24 protein-coding genes are annotated in these 18,767 nt (G+C 64.9%); 14 read left to right on the top strand and 10 right to left on the bottom strand.

Going from position 1 to position 18,767, the window contains the following annotated elements:
• The first annotated feature begins 75 nt into the window (after window positions 1-75).
• On the top strand, window positions 76-2,085 hold the full coding sequence (locus ACY9XZ_RS04390; RefSeq protein WP_463455837.1) for a heme-binding protein: 2,010 nt from the start codon (window positions 76-78) through the stop codon (window positions 2,083-2,085).
• Window positions 2,086-2,115: 30 nt separating this feature from the next.
• Here ACY9XZ_RS04390 and ACY9XZ_RS04385 read toward each other — a convergent pair whose 3' ends face one another.
• From ACY9XZ_RS04385 to ACY9XZ_RS04360, 6 genes are all read right to left on the bottom strand, one after another.
• On the bottom strand, window positions 2,116-2,874 hold the full coding sequence (locus tag ACY9XZ_RS04385) for a class I SAM-dependent methyltransferase (RefSeq protein WP_463455836.1): 759 nt from the start codon (window positions 2,872-2,874) through the stop codon (window positions 2,116-2,118).
• A gap of 53 nt (window positions 2,875-2,927) precedes the next feature.
• Entirely contained in the window at window positions 2,928-3,356 is a 429-nt protein-coding gene (locus ACY9XZ_RS04380) for an iron-sulfur cluster assembly scaffold protein (protein WP_463455835.1), read from the bottom strand.
• A gap of 443 nt (window positions 3,357-3,799) precedes the next feature.
• Window positions 3,800-5,047: an aminotransferase class V-fold PLP-dependent enzyme gene (locus ACY9XZ_RS04375; protein ID WP_463455834.1), complete on the bottom strand. Its 1,248-nt coding sequence runs from the start codon at window positions 5,045-5,047 to the stop codon at window positions 3,800-3,802.
• A gap of 79 nt (window positions 5,048-5,126) precedes the next feature.
• A complete protein-coding gene (locus ACY9XZ_RS04370; RefSeq protein ID WP_463455833.1) occupies window positions 5,127-5,585 on the bottom strand; it encodes a hypothetical protein in 459 nt (152 codons plus the stop codon).
• A gap of 65 nt (window positions 5,586-5,650) precedes the next feature.
• Window positions 5,651-5,941: a DUF424 domain-containing protein gene (locus ACY9XZ_RS04365; protein WP_004518341.1), complete on the bottom strand. Its 291-nt coding sequence runs from the start codon at window positions 5,939-5,941 to the stop codon at window positions 5,651-5,653.
• The gene (locus tag ACY9XZ_RS04360; RefSeq protein ID WP_014039369.1) at window positions 5,938-6,666 is read right to left on the bottom strand and encodes a tetratricopeptide repeat protein; all 729 of its coding nucleotides are present in this window, start codon (window positions 6,664-6,666) and stop codon (window positions 5,938-5,940) included. The genes ACY9XZ_RS04365 and ACY9XZ_RS04360 overlap by 4 nt, the downstream gene beginning before the upstream one ends.
• Before the next feature lie 84 nt (window positions 6,667-6,750).
• Here ACY9XZ_RS04360 and ACY9XZ_RS04355 point away from each other — a divergent pair, with 84 nt between their 5' ends.
• From ACY9XZ_RS04355 to ACY9XZ_RS04345, 3 genes are all read left to right on the top strand, one after another.
• Window positions 6,751-7,149 carry a hypothetical protein gene (locus ACY9XZ_RS04355; RefSeq protein ID WP_463455832.1) on the top strand — a complete coding sequence of 133 codons (399 nt, stop codon included), beginning with the start codon at window positions 6,751-6,753 and terminating at the stop codon, window positions 7,147-7,149.
• 45 nt (window positions 7,150-7,194) lie between these two features.
• Window positions 7,195-7,758 (top strand): RNA 2',3'-cyclic phosphodiesterase, encoded by a 564-nt coding sequence (gene thpR, locus ACY9XZ_RS04350; RefSeq protein WP_463455831.1) that lies wholly within the window; start codon window positions 7,195-7,197, stop codon window positions 7,756-7,758.
• A 248-nt stretch (window positions 7,759-8,006) separates the two neighbouring features.
• Entirely contained in the window at window positions 8,007-8,819 is an 813-nt protein-coding gene (locus ACY9XZ_RS04345) for a ZIP family metal transporter (protein ID WP_463455830.1), read from the top strand.
• Here the strand turns inward: ACY9XZ_RS04345 and ACY9XZ_RS04340 are convergent.
• Window positions 8,816-9,268 (bottom strand): hypothetical protein, encoded by a 453-nt coding sequence (locus ACY9XZ_RS04340; protein ID WP_463455990.1) that lies wholly within the window; start codon window positions 9,266-9,268, stop codon window positions 8,816-8,818. The two genes, ACY9XZ_RS04345 and ACY9XZ_RS04340, sit on opposite strands and share 4 nt — an antisense overlap.
• A 186-nt stretch (window positions 9,269-9,454) precedes the next feature.
• On the opposite strand from ACY9XZ_RS04340, the gene ACY9XZ_RS04335 reads away from it, so the two are divergent.
• From ACY9XZ_RS04335 to ACY9XZ_RS04325, 3 genes are read left to right on the top strand one after another with little or no spacing between them, the layout of a single operon-like run.
• Window positions 9,455-9,607 carry a 50S ribosomal protein L39e gene (locus tag ACY9XZ_RS04335; protein ID WP_004518346.1) on the top strand — a complete coding sequence of 51 codons (153 nt, stop codon included), beginning with the start codon at window positions 9,455-9,457 and terminating at the stop codon, window positions 9,605-9,607.
• Window positions 9,607-9,885 carry a 50S ribosomal protein L31e gene (locus ACY9XZ_RS04330; protein WP_312620934.1) on the top strand — a complete coding sequence of 93 codons (279 nt, stop codon included), beginning with the start codon at window positions 9,607-9,609 and terminating at the stop codon, window positions 9,883-9,885. The genes ACY9XZ_RS04335 and ACY9XZ_RS04330 overlap by 1 nt, the downstream gene beginning before the upstream one ends.
• 2 nt (window positions 9,886-9,887) lie before the next feature.
• On the top strand, window positions 9,888-10,553 hold the full coding sequence (locus ACY9XZ_RS04325) for a translation initiation factor IF-6 (RefSeq protein WP_463455829.1): 666 nt from the start codon (window positions 9,888-9,890) through the stop codon (window positions 10,551-10,553).
• Window positions 10,554-10,583: 30 nt separating this feature from the next.
• Here ACY9XZ_RS04325 and ACY9XZ_RS04320 read toward each other — a convergent pair whose 3' ends face one another.
• The gene (locus tag ACY9XZ_RS04320) at window positions 10,584-10,748 is read right to left on the bottom strand and encodes a hypothetical protein (protein ID WP_463455828.1); all 165 of its coding nucleotides are present in this window, start codon (window positions 10,746-10,748) and stop codon (window positions 10,584-10,586) included.
• Window positions 10,749-10,844: 96 nt separating this feature from the next.
• Between ACY9XZ_RS04320 and ACY9XZ_RS04315 the strand changes: the two genes are divergently transcribed.
• The 7 genes from ACY9XZ_RS04315 (at window position 10,845) to ACY9XZ_RS04285 (ending at window position 17,588) form a co-directional block, all read left to right on the top strand.
• Window positions 10,845-10,982 carry a hypothetical protein gene (locus ACY9XZ_RS04315; protein WP_463455827.1) on the top strand — a complete coding sequence of 46 codons (138 nt, stop codon included), beginning with the start codon at window positions 10,845-10,847 and terminating at the stop codon, window positions 10,980-10,982.
• Window positions 10,983-11,119: 137 nt separating this feature from the next.
• Complete coding sequence (rpl18a, locus tag ACY9XZ_RS04310; RefSeq protein WP_004964648.1) at window positions 11,120-11,293, top strand: 50S ribosomal protein L18Ae; 174 nt, start codon at window positions 11,120-11,122, stop codon at window positions 11,291-11,293.
• Window positions 11,290-11,751, top strand: a complete 462-nt coding sequence (gene pfdA / locus ACY9XZ_RS04305; RefSeq protein ID WP_463455826.1) for a prefoldin subunit alpha — start codon at window positions 11,290-11,292, stop codon at window positions 11,749-11,751. Before rpl18a ends, pfdA begins: the two co-directional genes overlap by 4 nt.
• Window positions 11,752-11,757: 6 nt before the next feature.
• Window positions 11,758-13,038: a signal recognition particle-docking protein FtsY gene (gene ftsY / locus ACY9XZ_RS04300; RefSeq protein WP_463455825.1), complete on the top strand. Its 1,281-nt coding sequence runs from the start codon at window positions 11,758-11,760 to the stop codon at window positions 13,036-13,038.
• A gap of 231 nt (window positions 13,039-13,269) precedes the next feature.
• Window positions 13,270-15,009, top strand: a complete 1,740-nt coding sequence (locus ACY9XZ_RS04295) for a nitrite/sulfite reductase (RefSeq protein ID WP_463455824.1) — start codon at window positions 13,270-13,272, stop codon at window positions 15,007-15,009.
• On the top strand, window positions 15,002-16,612 hold the full coding sequence (locus ACY9XZ_RS04290) for a Coenzyme F420 hydrogenase/dehydrogenase, beta subunit C-terminal domain (RefSeq protein WP_463455823.1): 1,611 nt from the start codon (window positions 15,002-15,004) through the stop codon (window positions 16,610-16,612). The genes ACY9XZ_RS04295 and ACY9XZ_RS04290 overlap by 8 nt, the downstream gene beginning before the upstream one ends.
• 553 nt (window positions 16,613-17,165) lie before the next feature.
• Window positions 17,166-17,588, top strand: a complete 423-nt coding sequence (locus ACY9XZ_RS04285) for a cell wall anchor protein (RefSeq protein WP_463455822.1) — start codon at window positions 17,166-17,168, stop codon at window positions 17,586-17,588.
• 62 nt (window positions 17,589-17,650) lie between these two features.
• Here ACY9XZ_RS04285 and ACY9XZ_RS04280 read toward each other — a convergent pair whose 3' ends face one another.
• Window positions 17,651-18,301: a bifunctional 4-hydroxy-2-oxoglutarate aldolase/2-dehydro-3-deoxy-phosphogluconate aldolase gene (locus ACY9XZ_RS04280; protein ID WP_463455821.1), complete on the bottom strand. Its 651-nt coding sequence runs from the start codon at window positions 18,299-18,301 to the stop codon at window positions 17,651-17,653.
• Window positions 18,302-18,347: 46 nt separating this feature from the next.
• Window positions 18,348-18,722, bottom strand: a complete 375-nt coding sequence (locus ACY9XZ_RS04275; protein WP_463455820.1) for a cupin domain-containing protein — start codon at window positions 18,720-18,722, stop codon at window positions 18,348-18,350.
• Window positions 18,723-18,767 lie beyond the last annotated feature (45 nt).

The following is an 18,767-nucleotide window of genomic DNA, read 5'->3' as shown; positions in this document are numbered from 1 at the left end:
GAACTGCTGGCTCAGAAGTTGCCGTCGTGGAACGACATGGGAAGTTTCCTTACTATCGACCTGTAACCGGCATCTATGGACCAACGAAAGCCGCCAGCCACGGAAGAGGGCTGGTACGCGCTGCACGATTGTCGGAGCATCGACTGGGACGCTTGGCGCGAGGCCCCCCAGCGAGTCCGCGACCGTGCGCTCTCGGAGGGGATCGGCTTCCTCGACGCGTACGAAGCCGTCGAGGACGCCGAGGAGGGCCAGACGGCGGTGTACACCGTCATGGGTCACAAATCTGACATCATGATCCTCCACCTGCGGCCGACGATGGGCGACCTCGACGCGGCGGAACGGCACTTCGAGCAGACGGAGTTCGCCGCCTTCACCGAGCGGGAGTTCTCCTACGTCTCCGTGACGGAGGCCTCGGGCTACACCGAGAAGTCACGCGAGTACTTCGAGGGCGAGGTGGACGACGACTCCGGCCTGGCCCAGTACATCCAGGCCCGGCTCCACCCCGACGTGCCCGACGACGAGTTCGTCTGCTTCTACCCGATGAGCAAGCGCCGCCAGCCCGACCAGAACTGGTACGACACGTCCTTCGAGGAGCGGGCGGCCCACATCAAACGCCACGGCGACATCGGCCGCACCTACGGCGGGGACGTGAACCAGATGATCGCGGGCTCCATCGGCTTCGACGACTGGGAGTGGGGTATCACGCTCTGGAGCGACGACATGCGCCACATCAAGGAGCTGCTGACCGAGATGCGCTTCGACCCCTCGACCTCGCAGTTCGCCGAGTTCGGTCCCTTCTACGTCGGCCGGCGGTTCGACCCCTCGGAGTTGCCAGCCGTCCTGGCGGGCCAGCGGGTCCCGACCGACGACGAGTCGGTTCCGGAGACGCCGGCGGACGTTGCGGAACACGAGCACGCACCCGCCGATGCCGGCGCGAGTCACAGCCACGCCGAAGAGCCGACTTCGAGCGACGCACAGGCCGGGGCACACGCTGGGGGCGACACCGGCAGCCACGGCGGTGCCCACCCCGGGAGCGCCGGCGAGGGCGACCATCCGCATTCGGAGGAATCCTCCGGCGAGGACGACTCAGAGTCGTCGAGTAGCTCGGGCGGCCGGCCGGATGTCTCGGCCGACTTCGAGGAGGTCGACGACGCCCCACAGCGGCTCGGTCGACTGGGGCTGCACGAGGGCGATGCGTACGACGCCGGCGACTACGCACTGGTGTTCCACTCCTCGGCAGATGCGGAGGACATCGTCGACGACGTGTCCGATCTCGAGAGCAGTTTCGACCACTACGACCGCCACGTCCGGACGGCCGTGCGCGCCGACAGCGGCCAGACCTACGTCGTCAGCATCTGGACGGCGAAAGACGCCGCCGAGACGGCGGCCGGGTTCCTGAAAGACATCGACGGCGTCGAAGAACAGCTCGGCGGTCCCCTCGGCGAGGCCGACGAGAGCGGCGAAACTGAGGACGACAGCGACCACCAGGCCGCCGAATCGTCCCAGTCCATCCGCGAATCTCTCGAATCGGCGGGCGTCTACGCCGGGCAACCGCACGGCGAGGACGTGTACGCGCTGGTCGTCTACTCCGAGGCCGACGCCGAGACGCTCGACGAGGAGGTCGCGGACCTCCGGAGCGCGTTCGACCGCTACGACACCCACGTCCAGACGACGGTGTACGGCGACGCCGACGGCGACCTCTCGGCCGTCGCGTCGCTGTGGGACACTGAGGACGCCGCCCAGACCGCCAGCGACTACCTCACCGACCTCCCCGGCGTCGTCGGTCGCCACGGCGAGGGCGACGGGTTCGGGACGATGGGGATGTTCTACACGGTCAAACCTGAGTACCACGAGGACTTCGTCGAGAAGTTCGACACCGTCGGCGGCCTGCTCGAAGAGATGGACGGCCACCGCGAGACCTCGCTGCTGTTCAACCACGACGACGAGAACGATATGTTCATCGCGAGCCAGTGGGACTCACAGGAGGACGCGATGGCCTTCTTCCGCTCCGATGAGTTCAGGGAGACGGTCGACTGGGGCCGCGACGTGCTTGCCGACCGACCGCGCCACGTGTTCTTGGCCTGACGAACGCTCTCTCGTCTGGCCACCTCTCCGTTACCGACCGGCGACGAGCCGCAGCCGCCGGTAGTCGGCCACCCAGGTGTCACCGTCGAACAGGCTCTGTCGGAGTCGGTTCTCGACGGCCGACAGCACCGCCGCTCGCTCGTCGTCCTCGACATCGGCGAAGAACTCGTCGCCGAACATCCCGATCCAGTTCCGGAGCCCGTCCTCGCCTCCCTCAAGCGGCGTCGGCCGGTCGAACAGCCGCGAGAACCGGGTTTCGAGCCCGTGGGCTTCGACCCGCGGCGCGTACTCGCCGATACTCGGGAAGTACCAGGGATGGTCGACCGCGTAACCGCGTGCGTCGAGTTCGGCGACGAGCGCGTCGGTTATCGCCGCGACGTTGCCCGCCCCGCCGAACTCCGCGACGAACCGCCCGGTCTCGGTCAGCGCGTCGGCGACCGTCGACAGCACCGCGTCGTGGTCCTCACCGGGGATCCAGTGCAACGCCGCGTTCGAGAACACCGCGTCGAACGGCCTGTCGGCGGTGTAGGTCCGCACGTCGGCTTGCTCGAATGTGAGTCCCGGATAGGCGTCACGCGCCTGTGTGACCATCTCCGCCGACGCGTCGATGCCGACGACCTCGGCTCCGCTGTCGGCGATCTCCGCCGTCAGGTGGCCCGTGCCACAGCCGACATCCAGCACCCGCTCGCCCGGCTGGGGGTCCAGCAGGTCGACGACTGACTGGCCGTGCTCGTGGACGAACCCGTGGCGGTCGTCGTAGTCGTCGGGATCCCAGTCGTTGCCTGCCATGCACTGAGTGACGGTCGACGTAGTGTAAAAGAATACCGGCGATGTGTGCCGTCTCAGTCGTCGTCTTCGGTGGTCGTCCGGTCGATGTCCTTCTCGCCGAAGTAGATCTCCGCCCCGTCCTGTGCCACTTTCTCGGCGAGGACGGCGCACTTGACCCGCATCGGCGAGATATCGACGCCGAGCATCTCCGTGATGTCGTCGCGGTCCATCGCTTTCAGGTCCTCGACCGCCATCCCCGCAAGCTCCTGCGAGAGCATCGACGCGGAGGCCTGCGAGATGGCACAGCCGTCGCCCTGGAACGCGACCCGCTCGATGGTCTCCTCGCTCTCGTCAAGGACGACATCCATCCGTATCTCGTCGCCGCACATCGGGTTCTCGCCGATGTGGGTAAACGTCGGGTCCTCGATCTCCCCGTAGTTCCGAGGGTTCTTGTAGTGATCGAGGATCTGCTGCCGGTACATGTCCGAGCCACCGATACCCATAATTGAACTACGATACGGCTGTCAATCGGAAAAGGCTTCCGAGCCACCTTTTTCATCGTCGGGTCGCCGAAGGCGACTACTCCTCGAAAAACGTGGTCTTGCTGAGCGGAGTGAAGCAAGGCTCGAAAGACGAGTGTGACGAGTCTTTCGGTGGCGAAAAAGGCCGGTCGCGCTTTGCGCGACCGGTGAAACCGCTCGCTGCGCTCGCGGTACAAGACTGACTACGCGAATAGTTGCTGGGCGTCATCAATAGCCGCGACCAGCTTGTCGACCTTTTCGCATATATGATGAAACCGCCTTTTTTATCGAGTCGCCCCTAGTGACCGCCCTGGAAAAACGTGGTCTTGCTGAACGAGGTTAAGCGAGACCTGGAAGACGAGCAAAGCGAACCTTTCGGTGGCGAAAAAGCGGGACCTCACTTCGTTCGGTCCCGGAGCATCCGATTACGCGAACAACTGTCGGGCGTCGTCGATAGCCGCGACCAGTTTGTCTACTTCCTCGCGCGTGTTGTAGATGTAGAACGAGGCTCGCGCAGAGGCAGGGACCCCCATCTTGTCGTGGAGGGGCTGTGTGCAGTGGTCGCCGGCACGGATGGCGACGGCGGAGTCGTTGAGAATCGAGGAGAGGTCGTGGGCGTGGACCGATTCGAGGTTGAACGCGACGAGGCCACCCCGTTCAGTTCCCGCGGGCGGGCCGTACGTCTCCACGTCGCCTTCATCCCGGAGCTGTTCCAGCGCGTACTGGGCGAGCTGTTCCTCGTGGCGCTGGATGCGCTCCATGCCGATGTCGTCGAGGTAGTCACAGGCCTCCGCCAGCGCGATGCCCTGGCAGATGACGGGCGTGCCGGCCTCGAACTTCCAGGGGAGGTCGTTCCAGGTGGCGTCCTCGAAGGTGACTTTCTTGATCATCTCGCCGCCGTAGAGGTACGGCTCCATCTCCTCCAGCAGGTGCTTTTTCCCGTAGAGGACGCCGATACCCGTGGGGCCGGCCATCTTGTGCCCCGAGAAGGCCAGGAAGTCGGCGTCGATGGCTTCCACGTCGACCGGGCGGTTTGGGACCGATTGTGCGCCGTCGACGAAGATGTAGGCATCGTGGTCGTGGGCGATGTCCGCCAGTTCCGAGACCGGGTTCACGGTACCGAGCGTGTTCGAGACGTGGACGACGCTGACCATCGCGGTGTCGTCAGTGATGATCTCGCGGGCGTGGTCCATATCGAGCGTGCCGTCCTCGTCGACGCTGATGTACCGGCAGGTCGCGCCGGTCTTCTTGGCGATCTGCTGCCAGGTGACCAGCGAGGCGTGGTGTTCCATCTCCGTGAGGACGACCTCGTCCTCGGGGCCGAGTTCGTTCAGGCCCCAGGCGTAGGCGACGAGGTTCTCGCTTTCCGTGGTGTTCTTGGTAAAGACGATTTCCTCGCGCTCGCCCGATGCGCCGATGAACTCGGCGACGCGGTCGTGGGCGTCCTCGTAGGCGACGCTGGCTTCCTGGCTCAGCTGGTGGAGGCCACGGTGGACGTTGGCGTTGGTCGTCCGGTAGTAGTCCGCGATGGTCTCGACGACCGGCTCGGGCGTCTGCGTGGTGGCCGCGTTGTCGAGGTACACCACCTGCTCGCCGTCGAACTCGCGCTGGAGGATGGGGAAGTCCTCGCGAATACGCTCCACGTCCAACAGTTCAGATTCAGCGTGTCCCATTAGTTCTGTTCAGGGGCTCGACGGGCAACATTCCTTCGGTTCACCTAGAACTCTGCTCCGGCAACGGCGGCGATTTGCTCTATCCGGAATCGGATTCAGACGCGGATTCGGCGGCCATCGCGTGCTGTTCCTGGTAGGTCTCAAGCAAGTAGTTGTCCCAGACGAGGTCGCCGAGGACGTGGGCGTACAGGACGAGGGCGGTAAACAGCGCCAGCGGCTCGGAGACGACCCAGAGGCCGAACACGGCCACGCCGCCGATGAGGTGGTGGCTGAGAAGCCGCTGGAGCGGCCAGAGGTCCTGCGGGTCGAAGATCTCGTCCTGGTCGAGCACTGCGATCTTCGGGTTCCGGAGACAGCGCCGGAGCGCGGCCCAGTCGCCGGTCTCCAGTCGGGCCACGGCGAAGTGGTCGAAGTCGATGGCGACGCCGACGACGACCGCGTAGCCGACGGCGGCCCACCAGGGGAGGGGGACCGGCAGGACGGCGACGCCGGCGGCCCCGACGACCACAGAGACGATGGCGTGGTCTCTGGAATACATCTGTGTCTGTCCTCGATGGGCGCACGCAAAGACCCTCGGGATCGGTGAAGCGGCAGCGACCGCGGCTACATCCAGAGCAACTGCGCGTGGCGGGTCTCGCCGAGGTCGAGGACGTTCTCCTCGTCGACGAAGCCGTGTTCGACGGCGACGCTGACGGCGTCGTCGCCGACGATGTTGGCGACGGAACAGCGGGCGAGGCTGTCGACGATCTCGTCTTCAGTGGCCGTTTCGCCGCCGTAGAACTCCTCGTTGACGGTCAGCGACACGGGGCCGTTCTCGAACGTTTCGCCCATGATGTCGGGGTCACAGACAGAGACGAGCAGCCCCTCGTCGGTGTCGCGTTCGTTGAGTATCATTCAAGCAGCTGCTGTTCGGCCTCCTCGCGCATCTCGTCGACTTCCTCGGCCAGCTCCTCGGCGCGGTCGAACTCGCCGACCTCTTCGAGGGCGCGGGCCTTCTCTTCGAGCACGTCGGCGTTACGGAAGCCCAGGCGGACCGCGTTGTCGAACGCGTCGATGGCTTCGTCGGCCAGGCCGCGTTCTAGCAGGAAGAAGCCGCGGTTGTACCAGCCCTCGCCGAAGCGGGGGTCGATCTCGACGGCGCGCTCGGCGTGTTCGAGCGCCTGCTCGGAGCGGCCGGACTTCCAGAGCGCGTACGCGAGGTTCGTCTCCGCGGTGGCGGCGTGGTCGGATTCCTCGTCGAAGTTGAGCGCTTCCTTGTACGCGCCGATGGCGGCGTCCCACTCTTCGAGTTCCGCGTGGGCCGCGCCCTTGTTCGTCCAGGCCTCCTGTTTGAGCCGGTCGTCGTCCGTGTACTGGGCGACGCGCTCGAACGTCTCGGCGGCCTGTTCGTGGCGGTTGATGTGCATGTACTCCAGGCCGACATCGAGCAGCTGCTCGGGGTCGACCGCATCGGAGGAGACGTTCCGCTGGTCCAGCAGGTCGGTGACGACACGCGAGTCGACGGGGTCGACCTTGTCCGGGTCGACTTCGAACTCCGGCGGTTCGAGGTCGAACCCCTCGTAGGGGTCGTCGAACCCCTGGCCCTCGGAGAAGGCGTGATCGTCGTCGTGGTCTGTCATACCTCCTGATTGACGGCCAATCCGGTTAAGGGCTACGTCCACGGCTCGTGAAGATTTAGGTGTCCTGCCGTCGGATTCTCGGCTATGCGGGACCCACTGGCAGTAGACGCGTTGCTCGTCTTCTTCGGGGGTGTGTTCGCGGTCGTTAGCTGGGCTGCTATCACCTCGAACGAGGCCCCGCTGTCACTGCCCGCCGCTGGAGCGGGCGTTGCCGGGACGGTCGTTTTGACGGCTCTCGTCGGACGCTACTACGCGCAGCTATCGGCGCTCTGGCGTCGGGTGGCCAGTCCGGCCGAGACGCCCCGGGACCGAGCACAGGTGATCCTCCTGATTATGGTGGCCATCCTCGCCCGGTTGTCCCTCGGTCTACTTCCCGACACCGCCATCTCCGCTCTCTTCGGCGTCGCGGTCGCGATGGTCGCTCTGGGGCTCGGGCACGGCCTCCAGCGGTGGTATATGGACCCAGACCACAGCAGCCACTGACTCCTTGCCGTAGCCTTCTTGCGGACCCGACCGGAACCGCTCGTTATGGCCAAGCGCCTGTTCGTCAGCGTCGACCTGGATGGACTTGGAGACGCCGTGGCGGCCGTTCAGGAGCGCTTCGACGGCGTCTCGGGCCTCCGGCTGACCGACCCAGCACAGACCCACGTCACGCTGAAGTTCCTCGGCGACACGGACCCGGACCGCGTTGACGACATCGTCGGTGCCCTCGAAACTGCAGTCGAAGACAGCGGCGTTGCGCCGTTCGAAGCCGAGTTCGGCGGGCTCGGCGTCTTTCCGTCGCTGTCCTACATCAGCGTCGTCTGGGTCGGCGTCCGCGACGGCCAGGGCGGTGCGGAACTGACCGCGCTGCACGACGCTGTCGAAGACCGGACCACTGCCCTGGGATTCGACCCGACGGACCACGAGTTCACGCCCCACGCGACCATCGCCAGGATGGACCACGCCGGCGGCAAAGAGACGGTACAGAACGCCGTCGAGAACGACGATCCTGACGTGGGACGCCTGCGGGTCGAGGGAATCAGGCTGAAAGAGAGCGAACTCGGGCCCGATGGCCCGACGTACCGGACTGTCGAATCCGTCTCGCTGTGAGCACGTGTCCTGTTACGGCCGGGCGGTTGCTGTCGGTGCGAACGATACTGACTGACACCCGTTATAAAAATATTGACAGTAAATATTCGGCGGCGTCGGTCCGAACGAATAACTGGCCGGGATCCGGGCTGAAGGTGTCGGTTTAGCGTCCGAGTAACTGTCCACAAGCGTACTGGCAAGCTGTTTAGGCCGGCCAAAACAATCAGGTTAGTGATAATTTTTATCGGCCCGAGCGGCATAGGACCGATATGGTCGCCGTAGAGAACGTCGCCTTTGTGTTCGTCGCGGGGTTGCTCACGGCACTCGCCACCGGGCTCGGTGCGATCCCGTTCTTTCTCGTCGATGAGTTCTCCGACCGGTGGAACGTCCTGCTGTGGGGGCTGGCCTCGGGGATCATGGTCGCCGCCTCGCTGTTCGGACTCGTCCGCGAGGGGCTGGCCTACGGGTCGTCGTTGCTAATGATTCCCGGCATCCTCGCCGGTGTCCTGCTCGTCGTCGTGGCTCACGAACTGCTGGATGGCTTCGATCAGTCGCCCAAGCAGTTCGAGCAGGCGGATTTCACGAAGCTCCTGTTGATTCTGGGCATCCTGACCGTCCATAGCTTTCCCGAAGGCGTCGCTGTCGGCGTCTCCTTCGCGGAACTCGGGCTGGAGTCGGCCACGCCCGAATCCGCCGTGGGCGTTGCCGGCGTCTCCGTCCCGCTGCTGGCGGTGTTCATGACGGTCGCCATTTCGATCCACAACGTTCCAGAGGGGACCGCCATCGCCATCCCGCTTCGCTCGCTGGGCGTCAGCGAGTGGCGGATGGTCTGGTGGGCGGTGTTCTCCTCGCTCCCACAGCCGGTCGGGGCCGTTATCGCGTACTACTTCGTCACGCTGGCGAAGGCGTTTCTCCCGTTCGGTTTCGGCTTCGCCGCCGGGGCGATGGTGTACCTCGTTCTCACGGAGTTCGTTCCCGAGGCGCTGGAGTACGGGGACGGCCTGCCGGGCGGGGGCAAACGCGAGCTGACCGCCGGCATCGTTATCGGGGTAATGGCGATGGTGCCGCTGGCGTTCGTCTAGAAGGGGAGTTTCTTTTGGATGACGGTGAGGTCGACGAAGGCCGTCAGCGGATCGTCGTAGTCGTCGACACGGGTTTCCATCCGGTAGTTCGAGTGGTCGACGGCGAAGAAGTACGGCCCGGGTTCGTCGAGTGACTCCCGTGCGCCGCCGTTGTCCGTCGACGCTTCGTAGATATCTGACCCCTCGGGCTGGACCGCTGTCTGACTGAATTTGGGATTCCCCGGCGGTGTCTCGTCGGGCTCTCGACCTTTGATGTACATGTCGTACTGCTCGAACTGCTCACGGTCGGTAAAGAAGTACACGTTGAACGGGATGTCCGCTTTGACGATGTACTGTATCTCGCCGCCGGGATCGGACACGTCCGGGATCTCCTCCTCAATCCACGCCTCGTGGGGGTTGACTCTGACATCCTGCTGCACGCTGACGACGACCTCACCGCCACCGCCCATGCAGCCCGACCCGACGGCTGTCGCACCGACACCCATTGTCTGGAGGAATCTCCGACGCTTCATCCATTGATAATCAGGGTTATGCGCCACTTAGTTCTACGTCCGCAGTTATAGCCGCTGATAACGGGCTGTGACCGGCTCGAAAAGGAAGGAATTTAAACCACGCCGCGGAACAAGCACCATACCATGGGTAAGAAATCGAAGGCTACGAAGAAGCGACTGGCCAAGCTCGACAACCAGAACAGTCGAGTCCCGGCCTGGGTCATGCTCAAGACGGACCGCGAGGTCCAGCGCAACCACAAACGACGCCACTGGCGGCGCAACGACACTGACGAATAATGAGCGCCAGTGACTTCGAGGAGCGTGTCGTCACCATTCCGCTCCGAGACGCACGAGCCGAACCGAACCACAAGCGCGCCGACAAAGCGATGGTCCTCATCCGCGAGCACCTCGCCAAGCACTTCTCTGTCGACGAGGACGCCGTCCGTCTGGACCCCTCGATCAACGAGGCGGCCTGGGCCCGCGGTCGCGCCAACACGCCGAGCAAGATCCGTGTTCGCGCCGCCCGCTTCGAGGAAGAGGGCGAAGCCATCGTCGAAGCAGAGACCGCAGAGTAACGTTGCTCCGCGCGGCTTTCTCCGGGTCGTCGTACGTGGGTGTGTACGCCCGTGCGACCGACGACTGTGTGCTGGTTCGCCCAGACTTAGACGAATCGCTGCTCGATGACCTGAGCGACGAACTCGACGTGCCGGCCGTGCCGACGACCGTCGGCCGCTCCGGGACCGTCGGCGCGCTCGCGACCGGCAACGAGAACGGACTGGTCGTCTCCGAGCGCGTCCGGGAGACCGAGGTCGAACGGATTCAGGACGTCGTCGACGTGCCCATCACGCGCCTGCCCGGCCGGATCAACGCCGCCGGCAACGTCGTCTGTTGTAACGACTACGGCGCGTACGTCCACCCCGACCTCTCCAGAGACGCCGTGCAGGCGATCAGGGATGGGCTGGACGTGCCCGTCGAACGCGGCGTCATCGCCGGCGTCACCACCGTCGGGACCGCCGCCGTTGCCACCAACAGGGGCGTGCTCTGCCATCCGAAAGCCACGGACGGCGAACTCGACGCCCTCGAGGACGTTCTCGACGTGCCGGCCGACATCGGGACCATCAACTACGGTGGCCCGCTCGTCGGCTCCGGGCTGATCGCCAACGACCACGGTTACGTCTGTGGCTCGGACACCTCCGGGCCGGAACTGGGCCGTATCGACCAGGCGCTCGGCTACATCGACTGACCCTTCGTTTTCCCGATACGCGCCGCCCGTTCAGGACGGGTGCTGGTGGCCGATTTTCTCCGCCACCACGCCCGGAACGGGCAGTCCACAGTCCCCACACGTCCAGGACCGACTGGTCCCGGCCTGTTCCAGCGTCAGATCCTGCCTGAACCGCAGGGTCGCCCCGCACTGGCACCGGTAGGTCGTCTCACTCATGGTCGCATGTTGGGGCTACCCCGTCAAATCCCTCAGGACCCGTGACCATGATACTCCGTGTCAAAGAATAATATGGTGTGTGCACTACTAGCACATATGGTTCAACGAACCCCAGCCGTCGACGACCAGAACCGACTCGTCTGCCGGAAGTGTGACTACTCGACAGCGGTGCTTCGCCCGTCCTGTCCGGAGTGTGGCGGCGACATGGTGTACGCACCGGGAACCGACGAGTAGGTCCGGCTGTTCAGTTGGCTGCTGTCCCGGCGGTCCGCAGTCAATCGCGTAGCGGCCAGTTTCTACGGAGCGTGTTTCGCCGACTCGAAAAAGGCGGAAGGGGAAGATACTTCCCTGCCCTGCCCGCACCTGCGTGTATGAGCACGTACACTGTTCGCGGTAGTTTCCCGGCCCGAGACGGCCCACAACAGTTCGAGAAGGAGGTCGAAGCGCCGAACGAGAACGTCGCTGAGGAGCGCGTTTACAGCGACTTCGGCTCCCAGCACAACCTCAAGCGCACGCAGATCACGATCGAGGAGGTGGCAGCATGATGGGCGGTGGCGGCGGTGGCGGCGGCGGTCAGATGCAGCAGGTCGCACAGGAGATCGAGCAGATGGAGCAGGAAGTCGACGCCATCGACGAGGAGATCGAACGCCTCCGCGAGAAGCAGACGGACATCGACGAGGCCATCGAGGCCATCGAGACGCTGGACTCCGGCTCGACGGTGCAGGTCCCGCTCGGCGGCGACGCCTACATCCGCGCGACTATCGAGGACATCGACGAGGTCGTCGTCTCCCTCGGTGGCGGCTACTCCGCAGAGCGCGAGCAGGACGGCGCTGTCAGCACCCTCGAAACGAAGAAGGAGACGCTCGACGACCACATCAGCGACCTGCAGGAAGAGAAGGCCGAAGTCGAGACTGAGATGGAAGAGCTCGAACAGCAGGCCCAGCAGATGCAACAGCAGCAGATGCAGCAGATGATGCAACAGCAAGAGCAGGAAGACGAGTAAGGCCGCATGTTCGACGGACTGAAGGACAAACTCAGCGGGTTCACGAGTGACGTCGAGGAAGACGTCGACGAAGAGGCACTCGAAGCGGAGGAGGAACCGGACGCCGACGAGGCGGATGGGGAAGCGCCTGCCGAACAGGCAGCCGAAGAGCCCGCCGCGGACGCAGACGCGGAACCGTCCGGTGACGCGCAGACGGCGGCAGCGGACCCAGCGGCTGTCGATGACCAGTCCGGTGCTGACTCTGAACCACCAGCCGCTGACTCCGAGGCAGCAGATGAGTCAGCCACTGCATCGTCCTCGGCGGCCGAGGACGTAGCTGCGGACCCTGAAGAAGCGTCCGAGTCGGACGACACAGCCGAAATCGACGACGACTCAGAGTCGGACGCGGACGACGACGGCGGCCGCGGGCTCGCCGCGAAGGCGAAGCTCATGGCAACCGGGAAGACGGTCATCGAGGAGGAGGACCTGCAGGGTCACCTCGACGACCTCGAACTGGCGCTGCTGTCGAGCGACGTGGAGATGAGCGTCGCCAACGAGATCCTCGACGGCGTCAAGGAGAACCTCACGGGCCAGACCCGGCGACGGCTCTCCAGCACGGGGAACCTCGTTCGTGACGCGCTCCGGGAGTCGCTGTACGACGTTATCAACGTCGGCCAGTTCGACTTCGACGAGCGCGTCCAGCAGGCCGACAAGCCCGTCACCATCGTGTTCACCGGGGTCAACGGCGTCGGGAAGACGACCTCGATTGCGAAACTCGCCCGGTACTTCGAGGACCGCGGGCTCTCGACGGTGCTAGCAAACGGCGACACATACCGCGCCGGCGCGAACGAGCAACTCGAAAAGCACGCCGAGAACCTCGGCAAGAAGATCATCACCCACGAGCAGGGGTCGGACCCGACGGCGGTCATCTACGACGCCGTCGAGTACGCCAAGGCAAACGACATCGACGTGGTGCTTGGGGATACGGCCGGCCGACTCCACACCTCCGACGACCTGATGGCCCAGTTGGAGAAGATCGACCGCAACATCGACCCGGACATGACGCTGTTCGTCGACGAGGCGGTTGCGGGCCAGGACGCCGTCAATCGGGCCCGGGAGTTCAACGACGCGGCCGAGATCGACGGAGCGATCCTGACGAAAGCCGACGCCGACCCGCAGGGCGGCGCCGCTATCTCCGTCGCCCACGTCACCGGGAAGCCCATCCTCTTCTTGGGGACCGGCCAGGACTACGGCGACCTCGAACCGTTCGATCCCGAGGAAATCGTCGATAGCCTCATCGGCGAATAGGCCTCCGGACTTCGCGGCTATTTTTGCCGACACCTAGTAGCTGAGAGCGGTAACCATCGACCCTGATTGTGTGGAACCCGGAGAGTCCGGGCCGTCGCGCCGGGACAGCCCTGCATATATTGAGGCAATTGTTACCACATCAGGGGAGGTGTGGTCGTTTTCGCCGGCAGGGGCGCGTTGAAGGCACTTGTCATTCATTATCAATTCACACAGTATTGTGGTGTGCTATTAATGAACACGGTTGAACGGTGGAAACAGGAGAAGCACCCGCTGGACGTCATCGCGGACGTCAAGCGGTACGCGGCCGAGGAGTTGAGTTTCGAGGAGATCGAGGCCCGGGCCGGTGACGGCGAGTGGGAGCGGCTGAAGTGGGCCGGGCTGTACGCCCACGGCCGCCAGGACGGCTACTTCATGATGCGGACCAAAGTCCCCGGCGGCTATCTCTCGCCCGAGCAGGCCGAAGTCGTCGGCGAGGTGGCCGAGGAGTACGCCACCGCGCCAGCCGATTTCGGCGGCGAGGAACAGAACGACATCTGGGGCGACGCCTTCCTCGATATCACGACCCGCCAGGACGTCCAGATGCACTGGATCGAAATCGAGGACGTGCCCGAGATCTGGCGGCGCTACGACGAGGTCGGGCTGACGACGGTCCAGGGCTGTGGCGACTCGGCGCGGAACGTGCTTGGCTGTCCCGCCGCCGGCTTGGACGATCACGAGTGTTTCGACGCCCAGCCCGTGGTCGACGCCGTCTCGGAGTTTTTCACGAAAAACCGGGAGTACGCGAACCTTCCGCGGAAATTCAAGCTGACGATCACCGGCTGTCGCCAGGACTGTGCGCAGTCCCAGATCAACGACGTGGGGCTGACGCCGGCCCGGCGCGAAGTCGACGGCGAGCAGCACTACGGCTTCCACGTTAGGGTCGGCGGCGGCCTCTCCGACGGGCCGCGGATGGCCTCGGATCTGGACGTGTTCGTGCCGCCGGCGGATGCCGTCGAGTTCTGCCGGGCCGTTGCTCAGACGTTCAAGGAACTGGGCGACCGCAACAACCGCGGCGTTTGCCGGATGCGCTATCTCGTCCAGCAGATGGGGGCCGAGAAGTTTGAGGAGGCGGTCCGGGACCGCTGTACCGTCGACCTGCCGACCCGCGGCACCGACCTTACGGAGGGGTATCGGGGCGACCACGTCGGCGTCCACGACCAGCGCGAGGACGGTCTGAAATACGTCGGCTTCAACGTCATCGCCGGCCGGATGGGCGGCGACGAGTTCCGGCGGGCCGCTCACGCAGCGAGAGAGTACGGGACCGACGACGCGTCGGTCAGGCTGGCCACCGATCAGAACTTCCTTATCACGCACGTTCCCGAGCAAAACATCGGCGACCTGCTGAATACGCCGTTCGCCAGGAAATACCAGCCCGACCCCGGTCCGTTCTCGCGGGGGGCGGTCGGCTGCACCGGCTCTGAGTTCTGCAACTACGGCATCATCGAGACGAAAAACCGCGTGCGCCGCTGGGCGAAGGCGCTCGACCGCCGCATCGACGTGCCCGAGGAAATCGACGCCGTCCGGATGCACATGTCCGGCTGTTCGGCCTCCTGTGCCCAGCCACAGATCGCTGACATCGGTTTCCGCGGTGAGACGGTCCAGGTCGACGACCCCGAGGGCACCACGAACGAGGAGGGCGACAACATCGTCGAGGGGATGGACTTCGGCCTCGGCGGGAGCCTCGGTGCGGACAACGAGTTCCTCGACTGGGTCGAACACGCCGTCCCAGCGGATGCTGTGATTCCGGCCCTGGAAGAACTGTTTGCGGCCTACGCCGAGGAGCGAACCGACGGCGAGCGGTTCTACGAGTGGTGTCGCCGCGTGGACAACGACCGGCTTCGCTCGGTGATGCGGCGGGCCGACGCGAACGTTTCGGGTGGAACGGCCCACGGCGACGGCGGCGGTCGCGGGGAGGTGGCCGACGATGACTGACCGGCGCTACCGGCGGCAGGTCGCGCCGGCCGATGCCGCGCCCGAGTTCGTCGAGCCAATAGCGGACGCCCCGGCGGACCGCGACGGCGCTGACCCGCCGCTGGTGACCGACGGTGGCCGACCGATGCCCGGCGTTCCAAACGACGAGGGCGACGGTCAAGACGGTGACTGCGGCTGTGGGGAGTCGTGTGGCTGTGGCCGGAACGATGGCCACGGACACGGCCGAGACACCGAGCGGCGCGCCCGGGCGGACGGCGGCACCGGCGCGGCCAACGTCGAACCGAACGGGAAGCTCAAACCCATCCAGTTCACGGAGCCGGCGACGGGGGCCAGCCAGAACGTCGACGACGGCCGGCCCGACGAACGGGTCAACGTCCCCGAGGGCGTGGACCTCGACACGCCCGGCTACGGCATCCGCGCGGAGATGAGCGACATCGAGGAGCCCGACGGCAAGACGTGGTTCATGGAACTGGACGAGGCCGTCATCCAGGCCGACCGCTGCATCCAGTGTGGGACCTGCGTCGCGGCCTGTCCCAGCGACTCCATCGGTATCGGCGACGACGACTTGCCGAAACTCGTGAAGATGTGTACCGGCTGCTCGCTGTGCTGGGACATGTGTCCCCGCGGCGGTCTCCGATACGAGCGCCAGTGGAAGATCACCGGCGGCGACGACAACGTGAAAGGCGCGGGCGACCCCATCACGGAGTTCTCCGCGAAAGTCGAGGACGACTGGCGCGAGAACGCCCAGGACGGCGGCCTCGTCACTGCGGTGCTGTGTCACCTGCTGGAAGCGGGCGAAATCGACGGCGCGCTCATCGCGACCGAGAGCGACGACGCCGAGTGGAAGGCCGAGTCGTTCCTCGCGACGACGCCCGAGGAGTGCATCGACAACGCCGGGAGCTTCTACAACCAGACGCTCGCGCTCGGGAACCTCGACCTCGAACGCTGGGCGCACAAGCTCAACGTGCCGCTCGCCGAGGCGTCGCTCGCGCTGGTCGGCACGCCCTGCGAAATCGAGGGGATTCGCGCCCTGCAGGATTTCGACTGGGACTACGCCGCCCAGGAGGATGGGGTCCGCGCCATCGACTACACCATCGCGCTGATGTGTACGAAGAACTTCAACTACTACTCGCTCATCGGCGAGCTCATCGAGGAGGAGCGCGGCATCGACCGCGCGGACATCGGCAAGATGGACGTGCTCCACGGGAAGATGATGGTCTACGGCGAGGACGGCGAGATGCTGCTGGAGGAAGACGTCGAGGCCTTCCACGACGCCGCCCTCAAGGGCTGTGACGAATGTGCCGACTTCACGGGCTACTGCGCCGACCTCACCGTCGGCTCCGTCGGCTCCAGCGACGAGTACTCCTCGGTCATCGTCCGCACCGAGACCGGCTTGCGGGCGTGGGAACTGACCGAGCCCGACCTGGACTACCACGACCTCGAAGACCGCTCCGCCGTCGGCAAGCTCCAGGGCTGGGACAAAAAGAAGGCCTTCGACGCGTTGCAGCGCCCCTTCGATCCCGACGCCCCTCGGTTTATCGACTACGCTGACCACGCCGAGAACTACGGGACCGAACTCCACCCTCACGAGAGCGACCACTGAACGGGGCGTTTCGTGATACCGTGTCGCGCTCCGACGCAATGGTGTTATCCCGTTGCTAACCTGCCAGTCGAGCGGATTTTGACCGTGGGCCCGGTGGTAAGGCTCCCTTGTGCGAACTCGTTTCGTGTGGACTGTCGACGTCGGTGTTTGCAGACGGAAACCGGACTGCGTATTTCATCAAACAATGGCGGAAATTGAACTCACCGGACAGATACCGGAGCAAGAGCGGTATCTACCGGCTCGGACGATGGCGAGAACTATGCGTTCGATAATCGTCCGTTGGTAGTTCGGCCCGGATGGTTACTTCCCGGTTACAGCCCTTTTTCGTTGCACGCTGATCCCCGGTCCGCTATGATCTGTATTCCCCCGCGAGACCCGCTGAACTACCCGCCTCGGCACCACCATTCGACCAATCATGGCTTAGACCGGATTGTTCACGCCCGCCGCCCGAAACAGCCCTGACTTCCGGTGTGGCTACCCGATCCTGTCAGCGCTCCGTCAGACGCTTAGCAGGTCATTCATAAACTGTCCCCGTAGTCTTGGGGGAAACGCTATGGACGGATCGATAAAATCGCGACGGAACGTTATCAAGCTCGCAGGCGGCGCGCTCGTGGCGCTGGCTGGCTGTAGTGATGCAGGCGATACCGGGACGGAGACCGACGGCGGCGGTGCCGAGGCCCCGGGCACGCCTACTGAAGAAGAGACTGACGTGATGACAGAGGAAGAAACGGAGATGGAAACGCCCACTGAGATGGAGACCGAGACCGAGATGGGTGAAACCGAAACCGAACTCGGCGAAAACGAGACGGACATGCCGGGCAACGAAACCGAGATGGGTGAAAACGAGACCGAACTCGGCGAAGATGTAACTGAGATGCCAGGAAACGAGACCGGAACTGACGGAAACATGACCGGCAACGAGACAGCGACCGGGAACATGACCGGCAACGAGACGACGAACGAAACTGAAGAGTAGGCCGCTTTTGTAGGCGTTTGTCACTCCGACCGGGACCAGGCCCGGCGGCTCCGACGCAGTTACTACTCTCGGGTGGCTTCGACGGCAGCGACGAACTCGGCGGCCTGTTCGCGGACGCCGTCCATGTCGTCGTTCTCGATGGCCTCGTAGTTGACCAGCGCCGAGCCAGCGCCGACGGCGACCGCGCCGGCGTCGAAGAACTCGTCGACGTTATCGACCGAGACACCGCCGGTCGGCATGATCGGAACGTCGCCGAGTGGCCCCTGCAGCGCGCCGATGTGGGCCGGTCCGACCGTTTTCGCCGGGAACATCTTCAGGATGTCCGCGCCGGCTTCCATCGCGTCGGCGGCCTCAGTCGGCGTCATGACGCCGGGGATGGCGACGACGCCCTCGCGGTTACACACGTCGATGACGTCCTCGTTTAAGTTCGGCGCGAGGACGAACTCCGCGCCGGCCTCGATGACGTTGCGGGCGGCGGCGGCGTCCATGACCGTGCCGGCCCCGATGATAGCGTCGGTGTCGTCGAGCGCCTTGTCGACGGCGGCGATCATGTCCGAGCAGCGCTTCGCGTCGGCGGTCAGTTCCAGCGCCGTCACGCCGCCCTCGTGGACGGCGGTCGCCACGTCGACCATCTTCTCTTCGGGAATACCGCGCAGGACTGCCGTGACGCCGCTGTCGACCAGTTGCTGCTGGACTGCTTGTTTGCTCGTCATGGGCGCACCTGCGACGGGGTGGCCCAAAAGCGTGTCTGAACTGTGGCTACGTGTCGGGGTCGTACGGCCGGGCGATGTCGGTCGGCGGCGCACCGACACCCAGGACGGTCACCGATTCGCCGGCGTCGTCGGGGTTGTGCGCGCGGTGGGGGCTCTCCGGTTCGGCGACGAAGACCTCGTCGGCGGCGACCACGAACTCCCCGTCGGGCGTCTCGACGTGGAGTGTCCCATCGAGTACGTAGAACAGTTCCTCGCGGGTCTCGTGGTAGTGATAGGCCCGCGAGAGGTCTTCGCCGGGGGCCATCTCGTAGGTGGCCGCGTGAAGCGCGTGGAGTTCGGCGGCGTCGGAGATTCCCCGGCGATCACAGGGGTAGTCATCGGTCGCCGACAGGTCCTCTGGAACGATCTGGTGATAGCCCATACCGTCGCTGGGGGCGTCGGCGGGCAAAAGCGTGGCTACGACGCC

It is taken from the genome of Haloarcula sp. HT12 (genome assembly GCF_055271655.1).
This window is presented reverse-complemented; position numbering and strand designations above follow the sequence as displayed.